12 protein-coding genes are annotated in these 18,011 nt (G+C 66.8%); all 12 read left to right on the top strand.

The genetic code is table 11. The features are described from left to right. The first annotated feature begins 77 nt into the window (after nucleotides 1–77). The 12 genes from F3I16_RS10670 (at nucleotide 78) to F3I16_RS10615 (ending at nucleotide 17,971) form a co-directional block, all read left to right on the top strand. Nucleotides 78–3,032, top strand: a complete 2,955-nt coding sequence (locus tag F3I16_RS10670) for a sensor histidine kinase (RefSeq protein WP_160493626.1) — start codon at nucleotides 78–80, stop codon at nucleotides 3,030–3,032. An 89-nt stretch (nucleotides 3,033–3,121) separates the two neighbouring features. Beyond that, on the top strand, nucleotides 3,122–4,534 hold the full coding sequence (locus F3I16_RS10665; protein WP_160493625.1) for a sigma-54 dependent transcriptional regulator: 1,413 nt from the start codon (nucleotides 3,122–3,124) through the stop codon (nucleotides 4,532–4,534). A gap of 835 nt (nucleotides 4,535–5,369) precedes the next feature. Continuing rightward, nucleotides 5,370–6,770: a polynucleotide adenylyltransferase PcnB gene (locus F3I16_RS10660; protein WP_160493624.1), complete on the top strand. Its 1,401-nt coding sequence runs from the start codon at nucleotides 5,370–5,372 to the stop codon at nucleotides 6,768–6,770. A 1-nt stretch (nucleotide 6,771) separates the two neighbouring features. Continuing rightward, nucleotides 6,772–7,281 carry a 2-amino-4-hydroxy-6-hydroxymethyldihydropteridine diphosphokinase gene (folK, locus tag F3I16_RS10655; protein WP_160493623.1) on the top strand — a complete coding sequence of 170 codons (510 nt, stop codon included), beginning with the start codon at nucleotides 6,772–6,774 and terminating at the stop codon, nucleotides 7,279–7,281. A gap of 105 nt (nucleotides 7,282–7,386) precedes the next feature. After that, nucleotides 7,387–8,187: a 3-methyl-2-oxobutanoate hydroxymethyltransferase gene (panB, locus tag F3I16_RS10650; RefSeq protein ID WP_160493622.1), complete on the top strand. Its 801-nt coding sequence runs from the start codon at nucleotides 7,387–7,389 to the stop codon at nucleotides 8,185–8,187. Then, on the top strand, nucleotides 8,184–9,032 hold the full coding sequence (gene panC, locus F3I16_RS10645) for a pantoate--beta-alanine ligase (protein WP_160493621.1): 849 nt from the start codon (nucleotides 8,184–8,186) through the stop codon (nucleotides 9,030–9,032). The genes panB and panC overlap by 4 nt, the downstream gene beginning before the upstream one ends. Nucleotides 9,033–9,115: 83 nt before the next feature. Continuing rightward, complete coding sequence (gene panD / locus F3I16_RS10640) at nucleotides 9,116–9,496, top strand: aspartate 1-decarboxylase (protein WP_160082471.1); 381 nt, start codon at nucleotides 9,116–9,118, stop codon at nucleotides 9,494–9,496. An 87-nt stretch (nucleotides 9,497–9,583) separates the two neighbouring features. Further along, nucleotides 9,584–11,248: a glucose-6-phosphate isomerase gene (pgi, locus tag F3I16_RS10635; protein WP_160493620.1), complete on the top strand. Its 1,665-nt coding sequence runs from the start codon at nucleotides 9,584–9,586 to the stop codon at nucleotides 11,246–11,248. 150 nt (nucleotides 11,249–11,398) lie between these two features. After that, the gene (gene acs / locus F3I16_RS10630) at nucleotides 11,399–13,336 is read left to right on the top strand and encodes an acetate--CoA ligase (protein ID WP_160493619.1); all 1,938 of its coding nucleotides are present in this window, start codon (nucleotides 11,399–11,401) and stop codon (nucleotides 13,334–13,336) included. A gap of 215 nt (nucleotides 13,337–13,551) precedes the next feature. Beyond that, nucleotides 13,552–14,568: a class I SAM-dependent rRNA methyltransferase gene (locus F3I16_RS10625; RefSeq protein ID WP_160493618.1), complete on the top strand. Its 1,017-nt coding sequence runs from the start codon at nucleotides 13,552–13,554 to the stop codon at nucleotides 14,566–14,568. 77 nt (nucleotides 14,569–14,645) lie between these two features. Beyond that, nucleotides 14,646–17,678, top strand: a complete 3,033-nt coding sequence (locus F3I16_RS10620; RefSeq protein ID WP_160493617.1) for a DUF748 domain-containing protein — start codon at nucleotides 14,646–14,648, stop codon at nucleotides 17,676–17,678. Next, a complete protein-coding gene (locus tag F3I16_RS10615) occupies nucleotides 17,678–17,971 on the top strand; it encodes a DUF2845 domain-containing protein (RefSeq protein WP_160493616.1) in 294 nt (97 codons plus the stop codon). The genes F3I16_RS10620 and F3I16_RS10615 overlap by 1 nt, the downstream gene beginning before the upstream one ends. Nucleotides 17,972–18,011: the final 40 nt, after the last annotated feature.

Here is an 18,011-nt window from a genome sequence, read left to right as displayed (position 1 = left end):
CCCGCTGCCGACGAGCGCGGCCCTACCCCGGCGCACCCCGCTGATCACCCCTTATCCCTATTCGCCGAGCCGACGAGATGCTGACGAGCTTTGACCTGAGTCAGCTGATCCTGATCAGCGCCACCTACCTGCTGCTGCTGTTCGGCGTGGCCTGGGTCAGCGAAAAGGGCCTGATCCCGCGCTGGATCATCCGCCACCCGCTGACCTACACCCTGTCGCTGGGCGTGTATGCCAGCGCCTGGGCCTTCTACGGCACGGTGGGCCTGGCCTACCAGTACGGCTTCGGCTTCCTCGCCAGCTACCTGGGCATCACCGGCGCCTTCCTGCTCGCCCCGGTACTGCTCTACCCGATCCTGCGCATCACCCGCACCTACCAGCTGTCGTCGCTGGCCGACCTGTTTGCCTTCCGTTTCCGCAGCAGCTGGGCCGGCGCGCTGACCACCCTGTTCATGCTGATCGGCGTGCTGCCGCTGTTGGCCCTGCAGATCCAGGCGGTAGCCGACTCGATCGGCATCCTCACCCGCGAACCGCTGCAGAACCGCTTCGCCCTGGGCTTCTGCGCGCTGATCACGCTGTTCACCATCCTCTTCGGCGCGCGCCATATCGCCACCCGCGAGAAACACGAGGGCCTGGTGTTCGCCATCGCCTTCGAGTCGGTGGTCAAGCTGCTGGCCCTCGGCGGCATCGGCCTATATGCCCTGTACGGGGTGTTCGGCGGCCCCGCCGAGCTGGAACTGTGGCTGCTGCAGAACCAGGCCTCGCTCACCGCCCTGCACACCCCGCTGCAGGAAGGCCCGTGGCGCACCCTGCTGCTGGTGTTCTTCGCCTCGGCCATCGTCATGCCGCACATGTACCACATGACCTTCACCGAGAACCTCAACCCACGCGCCATCGTCAGCGCCAGCTGGGGCCTGCCGCTGTTCCTGCTGCTGATGAGCCTGTCGGTGCCGCTGATCCTCTGGGCCGGCCTCAAGCTGGGCGCCACCACCAACCCGGAATACTTCACCCTCGGCCTGGGCATCGCGGTGAACAGCCAGGCGCTGGCGCTGGTCGCCTACGTCGGCGGGCTGTCGGCCTCCAGCGGGCTGATCATCGTCACCACCCTGGCGCTGTCCGGCATGGCCCTCAACCACCTGGTGCTGCCGCTGTACCAGCCGCCGGCCGAGGGCAATATCTACCGCTGGCTGAAGTGGACCCGGCGCGCCCTGATCATCGCCATCATCATGGCCGCCTACGGCTTCTACCTGCTGCTCGGCGCCGAGCAGGACCTGGCCAACCTGGGCATCGTCGCCTTCGTCGCCACCCTGCAGTTCCTCCCCGGCACCCTGTCGGTGCTGTACTGGCCGACCGCCAACCGGCGCGGCTTCATCGCCGGCCTGCTGACCGGCATCCTGGTCTGGGCGGTGAGCATGCTGCTGCCGCTGGTGAGCAATGTGCAGGGCATGCACCTGCCGCTGCTCGACGTGGTCTACACCCTCGACAACAACAGCTGGCACCTGGCGGCGATCGGCTCGCTGGCGGCCAACGTGCTGGTGTTCACCCTGATCTCGCTGTTCACCGAGGCCAGCCCGGAAGAAAAGAGCGCCGCCGAGGCCTGCACCGTGGACAACGTGCGCCGCCCGCAACGCCGCGAGCTGCTGGCCAATTCGCCGCAGGAATTCGCCACCCAGCTGGCCAAGCCACTGGGCGCCAAGACCGCACAGAAGGAAGTCGAACAGGCCCTGCATGACCTGCACCTGCCCTTCGACGAGCGCCGTCCCTATGCCCTGCGCCGCCTGCGCGACCGTATCGAGGCCAACCTCTCCGGCCTGATGGGCCCCAGCGTGGCCCAGGACATAGTCGAGACCTTTCTGCCGTACAAGAGCGGCAGCGAAAGCTATGTCAGCGAAGACATCCACTTCATCGAGAGCCGCCTGGAGGATTACCAGTCGCGCCTCACCGGCCTGGCCGCCGAACTGGACGCCCTGCGCCGCTTCCACCGGCAGACCCTGCAGGAACTGCCGATGGGCGTCTGCTCGCTGGCCAAGGACCAGGAAATTCTCATGTGGAACCGCGCCATGGAGGACCTCACCGAGATCCCGGCCGAGCGCGTGGTCGGCTCGCGTCTCAGCGCCCTCGACCAGCCCTGGCGCGGCCTGCTGATCGGCTTCATCCACCAGGACGACGAACACCTGCACAAGCAGCAGCTGCGCCTGGATGGCGAGGAGCGCTGGCTCAACCTGCACAAGGCGGCCATCGACGAACCGCTGGCACCGGGCAACAGCGGCCTGGTGCTGCTGGTCGAGGACGTCACCGAGACCCGCGTGCTGGAGGACCAGCTGGTGCACTCCGAACGCCTGGCTAGCATCGGCCGCCTGGCCGCCGGGGTGGCTCACGAGATCGGCAACCCGGTCACCGGCATCGCCTGCCTGGCGCAGAACCTGCGCGAGGAGCGCGAAGGCGACGAGGAAGTCGCCGAGCTGAGCACGCAGATCCTCGACCAGACCAAGCGCATCTCGCGCATCGTCCAGTCGCTGATGAATTTCGCCCACGCCGGCCAGCAGCAACGCGCCGAATACCCGGTGTGCCTGGCCGACGTGGCGCAGGACGCCATCGGCCTGCTGTCGCTGAATCGCAACAGCACCGAGGTGCACTTCTTCAACCTGTGCGACCCCGAGCATCTGGCCAAGGGCGACCCGCAGCGCCTGGCCCAGGTACTGATCAACCTGCTGTCCAACGCCCGCGACGCCTCACCGGTCGGCGGCGCCATCCGCGTGCGCAGCGAAGCCTCGGAGCAGAGCGTCGAACTGATAGTCGAGGACGAAGGCACGGGCATCCCGCAAGCGATCATGGATCGCCTGTACGAACCCTTCTTCACCACCAAGGACCCGGGCAAAGGCACCGGTTTGGGGCTCGCACTGGTCTATTCCATCGTGGAAGAGCATTATGGGCAAATTACCATCGACAGCCCGGCCGACCCCGAACGCCAGCTCGGAACCCGCTTCCGCGTGACGCTGCCGCGCTATATCGAAGCGACGTCCGTAGCGACCTAAGCAGTGAACTATGAGCCCGTTCAAGGCCTCGCGAGTCGCACCAGAGGCGCAGCGACCTTGAACAGATCGAGACCGTCGAGAGAGACTCAATGCCGCATATCCTCATCGTCGAAGACGAAACCATCATCCGATCGGCACTGCGCCGCCTGCTGGAACGCAACCAGTACCAGGTCAGCGAAGCCGGCTCGGTGCAGGAGGCCCAGGAGCGCTACAGCATTCCCGGTTTCGACCTGATCGTCAGCGACCTGCGCCTGCCCGGCGCCCCCGGCACCGAACTGATCAAGCTGGCCGAAGGCACCCCGGTGCTGATCATGACCAGCTATGCCAGCCTGCGCTCGGCCGTGGACTCGATGAAAATGGGCGCGGTCGACTACATCGCCAAGCCCTTCGACCACGACGAAATGCTGCAGGCCGTGGCGCGCATCCTCAGCGACCACCAGAACGCCCGCAACAAGGCGCCGGAAGGCACCAGCAAGAGTGCCGGCAAGACGCCGGCGAGCAGCGAAGGCGAGATCGGCATCATCGGCTCCTGCGCCGCCATGCAGGATCTCTACGGCAAGATCCGCAAGGTCGCCCCGACCGACTCCAACGTCCTGATCCAGGGCGAATCCGGCACCGGCAAGGAGCTGGTCGCCCGCGCCCTGCACAACCTGTCCAGGCGCGCCAAGGCGCCGCTGATCTCGGTCAACTGCGCGGCGATCCCGGAAACCCTGATCGAGTCGGAGCTGTTCGGCCACGAGAAAGGCGCCTTCACCGGCGCCAGCGCCGGCCGCGCCGGGCTGGTCGAGGCGGCCGACGGCGGCACCCTGTTCCTCGACGAAATCGGCGAGCTGCCCCTGGAAGCCCAGGCGCGCCTGCTGCGCGTGCTGCAGGAAGGCGAGATCCGCCGGGTCGGCTCGGTACAGTCGCAGAAGGTCGACGTGCGCCTGATCGCCGCCACCCACCGCGACCTGAAGACCCTGGCCAAGATCGGCCAGTTCCGCGAAGACCTCTATTACCGCCTGCACGTCATCGCCCTCAAGCTGCCGCCGCTGCGCGAGCGCGGCGCCGACGTCAACGAGATCGCCAAATCCTTCCTCATGCGCCAGTGCACGCGCATGGGTCGCGACGACCTGCGCTTCGCCCATGACGCCGAACAGGCGATCCGCCACTACCCCTGGCCGGGCAACGTGCGCGAGCTGGAGAACGCCATCGAGCGGGCAGTGATCCTCTGCGAGGGTTCGGAGATTTCCGCCGAGCTGCTGGGCATCGATATCGAACTGGATGACCTAGAGGACGACTTCGACAGCTCCAGCCTCCCGGCCAGCTCCGGCAACAGCCACGAGCCGACCGAGGACCTGTCCCTGGAAGACTACTTCCAGCACTTCGTCCTGGAACACCAGGACCACATGACCGAGACCGAGCTGGCGCGCAAACTCGGCATCAGCCGCAAGTGCCTGTGGGAACGTCGCCAGCGCCTGGGTATCCCGCGGCGCAAGTCCGGGGCGGCCACCGACTCCTGAGTTCCGGGCTGGATCCGACGAGTACCCATGGGGGCGCCGCAAGGCGCCCTCATGCTTTGCGCCCTGGGCACAGCGCCGAGCCAGCCACCTGCCAGGCAAGCCAGCGCGGCACCGACGTTACCCGGGCGACCGGCCGGCCGCACAAAGGTTCCCCGCAGCTGTTACCGCAACGCCCCAGCCGTAACAGGCGCCGGGTTCATCGGTAACGAGAACGCGGCTTTTTTGGGCTTCCCGCACGCCACACAAAACAGCAATACCTTGAAATATAAGGGTTTTCAAAAACTGGCACGGCTTCTGCTTTATCTCTGGCACAACAACAATAACAAACCAGAAACACCACAATAAAAATAAGACGAAACGACTCCAGCACAATAAAAACAACAAGGCGGAGGCGCAGCTAACTGATCATTTTGGAGAGGATTTGCCCTTGGGGTTCGCCCCACAGCCAGGCCGAGAACAATAAGACTGTCTCAAGACAGTGCCTGCACTGGTTGGATCACGGATTGATCATGGCAACATCAGCATTCAAAGTAATCCGTTTGCTCCTGGTACCCATATTGGGCTACCAAAAACGGGCCAACCAACAAAAACAACAGGCCCGCAATAATAACAAAAACAAAGCACGCACCTACTTGGGGGGGAGCTTCGGCTCCCCCAGTAGCTTCCGCATCCCCAGCCTGCCATTTAATTCACCATCCCCCTCCCCAATGCTAGAATCCGCGCCATCCGTGCGGTCTAATGCATTTTTCAGCCCGTCGTGCTACGTCGCGCCATCTTACGCCGCGACTCTACGACGCCCTGAAACGGCCGTTTTCTCAAACACACAGTGCTCCCCATGCTGAAAAAGCTGTTCAAGTCGTTCCGTTCGCCCCTCAAGCGCAACGCTCATCCCCGCAGCACCCCCGAGATCCTCGGCAACCGCCAGCACTCGCTGCAGCGGGGGCAGTTCAGCCGCAATGCGGTCAATGTGGTCGAGCGCCTGCAGCATGCCGGCTACCAGGCCTACCTGGTCGGCGGCTGCGTGCGCGACATGCTGCTCGGCATGCAGCCCAAGGACTACGACGTGGCCACCAGCGCCACCCCGGAGCAGGTCCGCGCCGAGTTCCGCAACGCCCGGGTGATCGGCCGACGCTTCAAGCTGGCCCACGTGCACTTCGGCCGCGAGATCATCGAGGTCGCCACCTTCCGCGCCAATCACCCGCTGGGCGACGACGACGAAGACAGCCACCTGTCCGCGCGCAACGAGAGCGGGCGCATCCTGCGTGACAACGTCTACGGCAGCCTGGAGGACGACGCCCAGCGCCGCGACTTCACCATCAACGCGCTGTATTTCGACGTCACCGGCGAGCGCATCCTCGACTACGCCCACGGCGTGCACGACATCCGCAACCGCCTGATCCGCCTGATCGGCGACCCCGAGCAGCGCTACCTGGAAGACCCGGTGCGCATGCTGCGCGCCGTGCGTTTCGCCGCCAAACTGGACTTCGACATCGAGAAGCACAGCGCCGCGCCGATCCGCCAGCTGGCCTCGAAGCTGCGCGACATCCCTTCGGCGCGCCTGTTCGACGAGGTGCTCAAGCTGTTCCTCGCCGGCTATGCCGAGCGCACCTTCGAGCTGCTGGTCGAGTACGACCTGTTCGCCCCACTGTTCCCGGCCAGTGCCGCCGCCCTCAAGCGCAACCCGGACTACACCGGCGCGCTGATCCGCCAGGCCCTGGCCAATACCGACGAGCGCATCGCCCTGGGCAAGCCGGTGACCCCGGCGTTCCTCTTCGCCGCCCTGCTCTGGCCGGCCCTGCCCGCCCGCGCGCTGCACCTGCAGGAGCGCGGCATGCCGCCGATCCCGGCGATGCAGGAAGCGGCCCACGACCTGATCGCCGAGCAATGCCAGCGCATCGCCGTGCCCAAGCGCTTCACCCTGCCGATCCGCGAGATCTGGGACATGCAGGAGCGCCTGCCACGGCGCAGCGGCAAGCGTGCCGACCTGCTCCTGGAAAACCCGCGCTTCCGCGCCGGCTACGACTTCCTCCTGCTGCGTGAAGACGCCGGTGAAGAGACCGGCGGTCTCGGCGACTGGTGGACCGACTACCAGGATGCCACCGACAGCGAACGGCGCAGCATGATCCGCGACCTCAGCGCCCGCCAGGAAGAAGGCGACGGCCCGGCCCGCAAGCGCCGCCGCGGCGGCCGCAACAAGCGCCGCGGGGCGCGCAGCGACAGCCCTGCCGGCGAATAAGATGGAACGCGTCTACATCGGCCTCGGCAGCAACCTGGCCGAACCCCGCCAGCAACTGCGCGCGGCCCTCGCCGCGCTGGCCGCCCTGCCCGACAGCCAACTGGCGGCGGTGTCCTCGCTCTACGCCAGCGACCCGCTGGGTCCGCCCGATCAGCCGCGCTACGTGAATGCCGTGGCCGCCCTGGACACCGCCCTCACGCCCCTGCAGCTGCTCGATGCCCTGCAAGCCATCGAACTGGAGCAGGGCCGCGTGCGCAAGGAGCAGCGCTGGGGCCCGCGCACCCTGGACCTGGACATTCTGCTGTTCGGCCAGCGCATCCTCGACGAGCCGCGCCTGAGCGTGCCGCACTACCACATGCACGCCCGCGCCTTCGTGCTCTACCCGCTGGCGGAAATCGCCGCCGACCTGCAGCTGCCCGACGGCCGCACCCTGCACAGCCTGCTGGCCGCCTGCCCCTATGTCGGCCTGGAGCGCCTGGCCGAACCGGCCCTGGTGCAGGTAACGCAGTAACACGCCGGTAACACCTGCGATTGACTTCATGCACCCCCATCGGGACTATAGGCGTCCCGTTGCCCCGCGGCGGTGCAAGAACCGCGCGCTGATGAGGATGTTTTCATGCCAGAGATAACCGTAAGCACCCTGCTGGGGCTCAAGCAGAAAGGCGAGAAGATCGCCATGCTGACCGCCTACGATGCCACGTTTGCCCAGGCTGCCTGCCAGGCCGGCGTGGAAGTGCTGCTGGTCGGCGATTCCCTGGGCATGGTCCTGCAGGGCCATGACAGCACATTGCCGGTCTCGCTGGCCGACATGGCGTACCACACCGCCGCGGTAAAACGCGGCAACCAGGGCGCGCTGATCCTCAGCGACCTGCCCTTCATGGCCTACGCCACCCTGGAGCAGACCTTCGCCAGCTGCGCCGCCCTGATGCAGGCCGGCGCCCATATGGTCAAGCTGGAAGGCGCGGCCTGGCTGACCGAACCGGTACGCCAGCTGGCCGAGCGCGGCGTGCCGGTGTGCGCCCACCTGGGCCTGACCCCGCAGGCGGTCAACGTGTTCGGCGGCTACAAGGTGCAGGGCCGTGGCGATGCCGCCGCGCGCCAGCTGCGCGCCGACGCCATGGCCCTGGAACAGGCCGGCGTGGCGATGATCCTGCTGGAATGCGTGCCCAGCGCGCTGGCCGCCGAGATCAGCCAGTCGGTCAAGGTGCCGGTGATCGGCATCGGCGCAGGCCCGGCCACCGATGGCCAGGTGCTGGTGCTGCACGACATGCTCGGCCTGGCGCTGACCGGGCGCACGCCGAAGTTCGTGAAGAACTTCATGGCCGGCCAACCGACCATCCAGGCCGCCCTGGGCGCCTACGTCAGGGCGGTGAAGGACGTCAGCTTCCCCGCCGAGGAACACGGATTCTCCGCATGAACACCGTCAAGACCGTACTCGAACTGCGCGCCGCCGTGGCGCGCGCGCGCGGCGAAGGCAAACGCATCGCCTTCGTGCCGACCATGGGCAACCTGCACGAGGGCCATGTCGCCCTGGTGGAGAAGGCCGGCCAGCGCGCCGACTTCGTGGTCGCCAGCATCTTCGTCAACCCGCTGCAGTTCGGCCCCAAGGAAGACCTGGCCAGCTACCCGCGCACCCTGGCGGCCGACCAGGAAAAACTGGTCGCCGCCGGCTGCCAGCTGCTGTTTGCCCCGGATGTCGAGGAAATGTACCCGCACGGCATGGACGGGCAGACCCTGGTGCGTGTCAGCGGTGTGTCCGAGGGCCTGTGCGGCGGCAGCCGTCCCGGCCACTTCGACGGCGTGGCCACCGTGGTGACCAAGCTGTTCAACATGGTCCAGCCGGACCTCGCCGTGTTCGGCGAGAAGGACTTCCAGCAGTTGGCGGTGATCCGCACCCTGGTGCACGACCTCAACATGCCGATCCAGATCATCGGCGAGCCGACCGTGCGCGCCGCCGACGGCTTGGCCCTGTCCTCGCGCAACGGCTACCTGAACGAAGCGCAGCGCGCCAGCGCCCCCGCGCTGCAACGCACCCTGCAGCAGCTGGCCGCGGCCATCCGCGACGGCCGCCGCGACTTTGCCCCGCTCGCGGCCGAGGGCAAGACCGCGCTGGAACAAGCCGGTTTCCGCCCCGACTACCTGGAAATCCGCGAAGCCGGCAGCCTGCGCCCGGCCAGCGCCACGGACAGCCGACTGGTCATTCTCGGCGCCGCCTATCTGGGCAGCACCCGCCTGATCGACAACCTGGCTTTCGAGCTCTGAGCCCAGCCGCCCTGTGACCTTGAACACTGTTCGGGGTTCGGGCAAACTCTGCCGCCGCCCGAGGTACTGACGAGGAAACCGCCATGCACGCCATCATGCTCAAGGCCAAACTGCACCGTGCCATCGTCACCCACGCGGTGCTCGACTACGAAGGCTCCTGCGCCATCGACGGCGAATGGCTGGACCTCTCCGGCATCCGCGAATACGAACAGATCCAGCTGTACAACGTGGACAACGGCGAACGCTTCACCACCTACGCCATCCGCGGCGAGGAAGGCTCGAAGATCATCTCGGTCAATGGCGCCGCCGCGCACAAGGCCGGTGTCGGTCACCGCCTGATCATCTGCGCCTATGCCCACTACAGCGAGGCCGAGCTGGCCAACTTCCAGCCGCGCGTGCTGTACATGGGCGCCGATGGCGAGCTGAGCCACACCAGCAACGCGATTCCCGTGCAGGTCGCCTGACCCGGGCCCGTGCCGCTACACTCCAAGCCCGGAATCTTCCGGGCTTTTTAATGCCCGAAACGCCGTACAACAAGGAACTTGCCGCCCATGGCGTATTACCAACAGCCGCTCGATGTCACCACCCTGCCCGCCTGGCAGGCCTTGCGCCAGCACCGCGAGGACATGCGAGCGTTCAGCATGCGCGAGGCCTTTGCCAGCGACGACAAGCGCTTCGAGCGTTTCTCCATGAGCACCAGCGGCCTGTTCCTCGACTACTCGAAGAACCTGATCAGCCCGCAGACCCGTGACCTGCTGGTCCAGCTGGCCCGAGACGCCGGCCTGCAGCCGGCCATCGACGCCCTGTTCAACGGCGAGCAGCTGAACGCCTCGGAAGGTCGTCCGGCCCTGCACACCGCCCTGCGCCGGCCGATCGGCGACTGCGTCAGGGTCGACGGGGTCAACGTGATGCCCGAGGTGCACCGCGTGCTGCACCAGATGACCGACATAGTCGGGCGCATCCACAGCAACATGTGGCGCGGCTACAGCGAGAAGAGCATCACCGACGTGGTCAACATCGGCATCGGCGGCTCCTTCCTCGGCCCGCAGCTGGTCTCCGAGGCGCTGCTGCCGTTCACCCAGCACGGCGTGCGCTGCCACTACCTGGCCAATATCGACGGCAGCGAGTTCCACGAGCTGACCGGCAAGCTCAACGCGGAAACCACCCTGTTCATCGTCTCCAGCAAGTCCTTCGGCACCCTGGAAACCCTGAAGAACGCCCAGGCCGCACGCAGCTGGTACCTGGCCCGCGGCGGCACCGAGGAGAAGCTGTACCGCCACTTCATCGCGGTCACCAGCAACAAGGAGGCCGCCGTCGCCTTCGGCATCCGCGAGAAAAACATCTTCCCCATGTGGGACTGGGTCGGCGGGCGCTACTCGCTGTGGTCGGCGATCGGCCTGCCGATCGCCCTGGCCGTCGGCATGTCCAACTTCAAGGAGCTGCTGTCCGGCGCCTACAGCATGGACAGCCACTTTCGCACCACCCCGTTCGAGAAGAACATGCCGGTGCTGCTGGCCCTGCTCGGCGTCTGGTACGGCAACTTCTGGGGCGCGCAGAGCCACGCGATCCTGCCGTACGACCACTACCTGCGCAACATCACCAAGCACCTGCAGCAGCTGGACATGGAGTCCAACGGCAAGAGCGTGCGCCAGGACGGCAGCCCGGTCAGCACCGATACCGGCCCGGTGATCTGGGGCGGCGTCGGCTGCAACGGCCAGCATGCCTACCACCAGCTGCTGCACCAGGGCACCCAGCTGATTCCGGCCGACTTCATCGTGCCGGTGGTCAGCTACAACCCGGTCGCCGACCACCACCAGTGGCTGTACGCCAACTGCCTGTCGCAGAGCCAGGCGCTGATGCTCGGCAAGTGCCGCAACGAAGCGGAAGCCGAGTTGCGCGCCCAGGGCCTGGCCGAGGACGAAGTGCAGCGCCTGGCGCCGCACAAGGTGATCCCCGGCAACCGGCCGAGCAACACCCTGGTCCTGGAACGGGTCAGCCCGCGCCGCCTGGGCGCGCTGGTGGCCATGTACGAGCACAAGGTATTCGTGCAGAGCGTGATCTGGGGCATCAACGCCTTCGACCAGTGGGGCGTGGAGCTGGGCAAGGACCTCGGCAAGGGCGTGTACCAGCGCCTCACCGGCTGGGACCAGCCCGCCGCCGAGGATGCCTCGACCCAGGGCCTGATCGACTTCTTCCGTGGCCGTCACCGCGGTTGACCCTAAAAGCCCGGCCCAGCGCCGGGCTTTTTCGTTATCGGGGCAGGACACGCACCGAGCACGCCAGGAATTCGCCCCGCCACTTGAACCAAGCAACTGCTTGGACCACCCTGATCGACACAGCGGATCAACAATAACAAGGAGCCCGCCATGTTCGAGATCACCCGCCATCCCGTCACGGATGCCGTGCGCCAGCACGCCCACCTGGACAACGACGCTTATCTGCGCCTGTATCGCCAGTCCATCGAGCAACCCGACGCCTTCTGGGCCGAGCAGGCCAAGCAGTTCCTCGACTGGTTCAAACCCTGGGACCGGGTGCAGCACAGCGACCTGCGCCTGGGCCAGGCCGAATGGTTCAAGGGCGGCCGGATCAACGTGGCGCACAACTGCATCGACCGCCACCTGGCCAGCCGCGGCGAACAGATCGCCATCATCTGGGAAGGCGACAACCCCAACGAATCCGCGCACATCACCTACAACAAGCTGCACCACCACGTCTGCCGCCTGGCCAATGTGCTGAAACAGCGCGGGGTGAAGAAGGGCGACCGGGTGTGCATCTACATGCCGATGATCCCGGAAGCCGCCTACGCCATGCTCGCCTGTACGCGCATCGGCGCGGTGCATTCGGTGGTGTTCGGCGGCTTCTCCCCGGATGCCCTGCGCGACCGCATCCTCGATGCCGACTGCCGCACCGTGATCACCGCCGACGAAGGCGTGCGCGGCGGCAAGTACGTGGCGCTCAAGCGCAATGTCGACCAGGCCCTGCAGAGCTGCCCGGCGGTGAGCACAGTGGTGGTGGTCGAACGCACCCAGGGCGAAATCGACTGGACCCCCGGTCGTGACCTCTGGTACCACGAGGCCCTGCGCGAAGCCTCCGGCGACTGCCCGGCCGAACCGATGGACGCCGAGGACCCGCTGTTCATCCTCTATACCTCCGGCAGTACCGGCAAACCCAAGGGCGTGCTGCACAGCACCGGTGGCTACCTGCTCAGCGCGGCGATGACCCACAAGTACGTGTTCGATTACCACGAGGGCGACATCTACTGGTGCACCGCCGACGTCGGCTGGGTCACCGGGCACAGCTACATCGTCTACGGCCCGCTGGCCAACGGCGCCACCACCCTGATGTTCGAAGGTGTACCGAACTACCCGGACGCCTCGCGCTTCTGGCAGGTGATCGACAAGCACCAGGTCAATATCTTCTACACCGCGCCGACCGCCCTGCGTGCGCTGATGCGCGAAGGCGAAGGCCCAGTGCAGAAGACCTCGCGCAGCAGCCTGCGCCTGCTCGGCTCGGTCGGCGAGCCGATCAACCCGGAAGCCTGGGAGTGGTACTACCACGTGGTCGGCGAGATGCGCTGCCCGATCGTCGATACCTGGTGGCAGACCGAGACCGGCAGCATCCTGATCACCCCGCTGCCCGGCGCCACGGATCTGAAGCCCGGCTCGGCGACCCGGCCGTTCTTCGGCGTGCAGCCGGTGCTGCTCGACGACCAGGGCCACGAGATCGACGGCGCCGGTTCCGGCGTGCTGGCGATCAAGGCCAGCTGGCCGAGCCAGATCCGCAGCGTCTACGGCGATCACCAGCGGATGATCGACACCTACTTCAAGCCCTACCCCGGCTACTACTTCACCGGCGACGGCGCGCGCCGCGACGAGGACGGCTACTACTGGATCACCGGCCGGGTGGATGACGTGATCAACGTCTCCGGCCACCGCATCGGCACCGCCGAGGTGGAGAGCGCCCTGGTCCTGCACGACGCGGTGGCCGAGGCCGCCGTGGTCGGCTACCCGCACGACATCAAGGGCCAGGGCATCTACGCCTTCGTCACCCCGGTACTCGGCGTGGAGCTCAACGACGCGCTCAAGGCCGAGCTGCTGGCGCTGGTCGGCAAGGAGATCGGCAGCTTCGCCAAACCGGAGCTGATCCAGTGGGCGCCGGGCCTGCCGAAGACCCGTTCGGGCAAGATCATGCGCCGCATCCTGCGCAAGATCGCCTGCAACGAGCTGGACAACATGGGCGACACCTCGACCCTGGCCGACCCCAGCGTGGTCGACGGATTGATCGACAAGCGCCTCAACCGCTGAGAACCTGTTCAACGTCTGCTGCGCTTCGGCCATGCTGCGTTGAAATCGGGCTCAGAATGCTCATTTACAGCTCGTAAACTGCGCTTCTTCGCACGATTTCGCCTTGCCTGGCTCTAGCTCGCGAGACGTTGAGCAGGTTCTGACCGGAGAGCCAGCCCTGCCGGCACGACGGCAGGGCTGGTAAACTGCGCGCTCCCTCTTCCGAGATACCGCGCATGCCCGCTCTCAATCAGGCGCTGCGCGCCGCTCTCGACGCCCGCCAGGGCCTGCTCGACGAACTGCACGGCCAGGGCACCGACTGCTACCGCCTGTTCCACGGCAGCCAGGAAGGTGCCCCCGGCCTCACCGCCGACCGCTACGGCCCGCAGCTGCTGGTGCAGAGCTTCCATCAGAGCCTCGAACGCGACGCCTTGCTCGACCTGCACGCAACCGTCCAGCAACGGCTCGGCCACGACCTGCAACTGGTCTACAACGACCGCTCGCAAGGCAACTCACGCATCGACCGCAGCGATCCCACCTACCAGGCCGAGCCTGCTGCCCTGGAAGACCAGGTCGGCCACGAATGGGGGTTGAACTACCGGGTGCGCGGCCGTCATCCGGGGCAGGACCCACTGCTGTTCCTCGACCTGCGCAACGCCCGCGGCTGGCTCAAGGCGCATAGCGCCGGCAAGTCGGTGCTCAACCTGTTCGCCTACACCTGCGGCGTCGGCCTGTGTGCCGCCGCGGGTGGTGCCAGCGAGGTGGTCAACCTCGACTTCGCCGAAGGCAACCTGGCGGTCGGCCGCGAGAACGGCCTGCTTAACCCGCAATTGCCGGCCATGCAGTTCATCCAGTCCGACTACTTCCCGGCCATCCGCCAGCTGGCCGGCCTGCCCATCGCCGCACGGCACGGGCACCAGCTGCCGCACTACCCGCGCCTGGCGCAGCGCCAGTTCGACCTGGTGCTGCTCGACCCACCGGCCTGGGCCAAGAGCGCCTTCGGCACCGTCGACCTGCTGCGCGACTACCAGAGCCTGCTCAAGCCCGCGCTGCTCGCCACCGCAGCCAACGGCACGCTGATCTGCTGCAACAACCTGGCGCGCGTGACCATGGACGACTGGCGCCAGCAGGTGCTGCGCTGCGCGGAAAAGCTCGGCCGCCCGGTGCGCGACTGGCAAGTGCTGGCGCCAGCCGCCGACTTCCCCTCGCAAGATGGCCAGCCGCCGCTGAAGACCCTGATCCTGCAGTTCTGAGACGCCTTGATGGCCCCGTTTTCAAAACAGCCATGCCATACTTCCGGGCATCTCAGCCTGGAAGTTGAAGTCGCGCCATGCCCAAAGGATTGAAACGCGCCGCGAGCGCACTGCTGATCGCCATCGCCCTCTACAGCCTGCTCGGCTTCCTGATCCTGCCCGGCATCGGCCTGCGCATCGCCAACCAGCAACTGGCCCAGTACACCACGGTGCCGGCCCGCCTGGAGCGCATCGAACTCAACCCCTTCAGCCTGGAGCTGAACCTCTGGGGCCTGCATATCGGCGAAACGGGCCAGGAGCAGGTCGCCTTCGAGCGCCTGCACGCCAACCTGCAACTGGACAGCCTGTGGAGCGGAGCCCTGCACCTGTCCGATGTCGAGCTGGAGAAGGTGCGCAGCGAGGTGCTGTTCGCCCAGGACGGCACGCTCAACCTGAGGCAGCTGTTCAAGCTGCCGCCCAGCCCGGAGAAACCGGCCGAAGAGGCGCCGAGCGAACCCTTCCCGCTGCGCATCGAGCGCCTCGAACTGATCGAGAACGGCCTGCACTTTCGCGACCTGCGCCCCAGCGAGCCGGTGGAGTTCGTCTATGACTCGCTCAACCTGGAGCTGAAGAACCTCAGCACCCTGCAAGGCGACAACGCCGAGATGAGCCTGGTGGCCATCGGCCCGGCCGGCGGCCGCATCGACTGGCAAGGCCAGGTCAGCCTGACCCCGTTCGCCTCCAGCGGCCAGCTGAGACTCAGCGACGGCAAGCTCAAGGGCGTCTGGCCCTATGTGCGCGATGCCGTCCCGCTGGTACTGGAAGACGGCGTGCTCAGCCTGAGTACCGACTACCGGCTGAGCCTGGCCAAGGGCACCGAACTGCTGCTCAGCAACACCACGCTCAGCCTCAGCAACTTCGCCATCAAGAGCCCGCAGGACAAGCCGCTGCTGCGCCTGGCCAGTCTGGACGTGAGCGAGACCTCGCTGGACCTGGCCAAGCAGCAGGTGGTGATCGGCAAGGTGCGCAGCCGGAAGCTGGAAACCTGGGCCGCCCGCGAGCAGGATGGCCAGCTCGACTGGCAGAAACTGCTGGCCAGCCAACCCGCCAAGGCGGCACCGCCAACTGCTCCGGTTCCGGCTTCGACCCCAGTACCGAATGAGGGAGCCGCCGGCTCCACGCCGACGACCGCAGACGGTAGCGCCCCCCCTGCCGTGGCGACCGGCGAGTCGGTTCCGGCGCCGCAAGGCACACCCGCAGCGGCAGCCCCAGCGGCCAGCAACGAACCGGGCAAACCCTGGCAGGTGAGCCTGCGCGACCTGCAGCTGCGCGACTACCGGATCCACCTGGCCGACCGCGCGCCGGCGCAGGAGGTCAAGCTCGACCTCGGCCCGCTCAACCTCGATCTGAGCGACTTCGACAGCCAGGGCACCTCGCCCTTCGCCCTCAAGCTGGACACCGGCCTGAACCAGAACGGCCAGCTGACGGCCGCCGGCAAGGTCCAGCTGACGCCGCTCAGCGCCCAGCTGCAAGTGACCACCCGCGATATCGACCTGCGCCTGGCGCAAGCCTATATCAGCCCCTTCATCCGCCTGGAACTGCGCAGCGGTCTGCTCGGCAGCGACCTAGCGGTCGACCTGAAAAGCCTCGAACCGCTGGCCTTCGCCATCGGCGGCCGGGCCGAGGTCAACCAGCTGCACACCCTGGATACCCTCAAGGAGCGCGACTTCCTCAAATGGCAGCTGCTGCAGGTGGAAGGCCTCGACTACCGCCACGGCGAAGGCCTGGGCATCCAGCAGGTCAACCTGCAGCAGCCCTATGCCCGCTTCATCATCAACGAAGACCGCACCACCAACGTCAACGACCTGCTGATCCCGCAGGCCGAGCCGAGCGGCGCCAAGGCCGCCGCGGCCGAGCCCGCCGCCAAGCCGCTGCCGATCCGCATCGGCGGCATCGACATCCAGGACGGTTCGGCCAACTTCGCCGACTTCAGCCTGATGCCCAACTTTGCCACCGCCATCCAGCAACTCAACGGCAAGATCGGCACCCTCGACAACCAGAGCCCGCAAGCCGCCAACGTGAACATCGCGGGCAAGGTCGACAAGTACGCGCCGGTCAGCATCAAGGGCAAGCTGACCCCCTTCGACCCGATGAACAGCCTGGATATCGCCACCAGCTTCAAGAATGTCGAGCTGACCACCCTCACCCCCTACTCCGGCAAGTTCGCCGGCTACCGCATCCGCAAGGGCCGGCTCAACCTCGACCTGCACTACCAGATCGAGAAGGGCCTGCTGACTGCCGACAACAAGCTGCTGCTGGAAGACCTGCAGCTCGGCGAGCAGGTCGACAGCAAGGACGCCGTGGATCTGCCGATCCGCCTGGCCGTGGCCCTGCTCAAGGACACCAACGGCAATATCGACATCCAGCTGCCGGTGCAGGGCGACCTCAACAACCCGCAGTTCAGCGTCATGCCGATCGTCTGGCAGACCCTGCGCAACCTGGTGCTGCGCGCCGCGCAGGCGCCGTTCAACTTCATCGCCGGGCTGGTCGGCGGCAGCGACAGCGACCTCAGCCAGGTGCAGTTCGCCGCCGGCAGCAGCGAGCTGGACGGCGCCGCGCAGAAATCCCTGGATACCCTGGCCGCGGCCCTCAAGGAGCGCCCGGTGCTGCGCCTGGAAGTCGAGGGCATGAGCGCCCAGAGCAGCGACGGCCCGCCGCTCGCCGCCCAACGCCTGGAGCGCGAGTACCAGAACACCTGGTACAAGATCCTCCAGCGCCGCGGCGACAAGGTACCGGCCGACCCCAGCGAACTGGTGGTGGCCGAGGACGACCAGGCCGTGCTGCTCGAAGGCATCTACCGCGCGCGCCTAAAGCAGCAGCCCCCGGCCGAATGGAAAGAACTGCCGGACGAAGAACGCACCCTGAAGCTGCAGCAGGCCGTGCTGCAATCCTGGGCGCAGAGCGACCTGCTCCTGCGCCAGCTGGCCCAGGCCCGCGCCGCCAGCATCAAGGACTACCTGGTCGAACGCGGCGGCCTGGAGGACCAGCGGGTCTACCTGCTCGACGTCGCCAGCAGCCAGGCCCTGGCCGACGGCAAGGTCGCCACCGCCCTGCACTTGGGGAGCCAGTGATGCAGCGCTACGTCGCCGGCCTGGCCCTGGCGCTGCTGCTCAGCAGCCCGGCCCAGGCAACCACCATGCGCTGCGGTACGCATCTGATCAGCGAAGGCGACCGCGCCTTCGAGGTCGAGCAGAAATGTGGCGCGCCGGCGCACCGCGACTTGGTCGGCTACACCCTGAGCGGCTATGACCGGCGCGAATTCAAGATCGAGGAGTGGGTCTACGGGCCCACCAACGGCATGCTCAGCATCCTCACCTTCGAGGGCAACCGGCTGATCCGCATCGAAACCCGGCGCAGCCGCTGACAGCCGGCCGGCGGCGGTGTAGGCTGCCGCCCATAGCCCC

Source organism: Pseudomonas sp. L-22-4S-12 (assembly GCF_009799935.1).
Classification (GTDB): domain Bacteria; phylum Pseudomonadota; class Gammaproteobacteria; order Pseudomonadales; family Pseudomonadaceae; genus Aquipseudomonas.
This window is presented reverse-complemented; position numbering and strand designations above follow the sequence as displayed.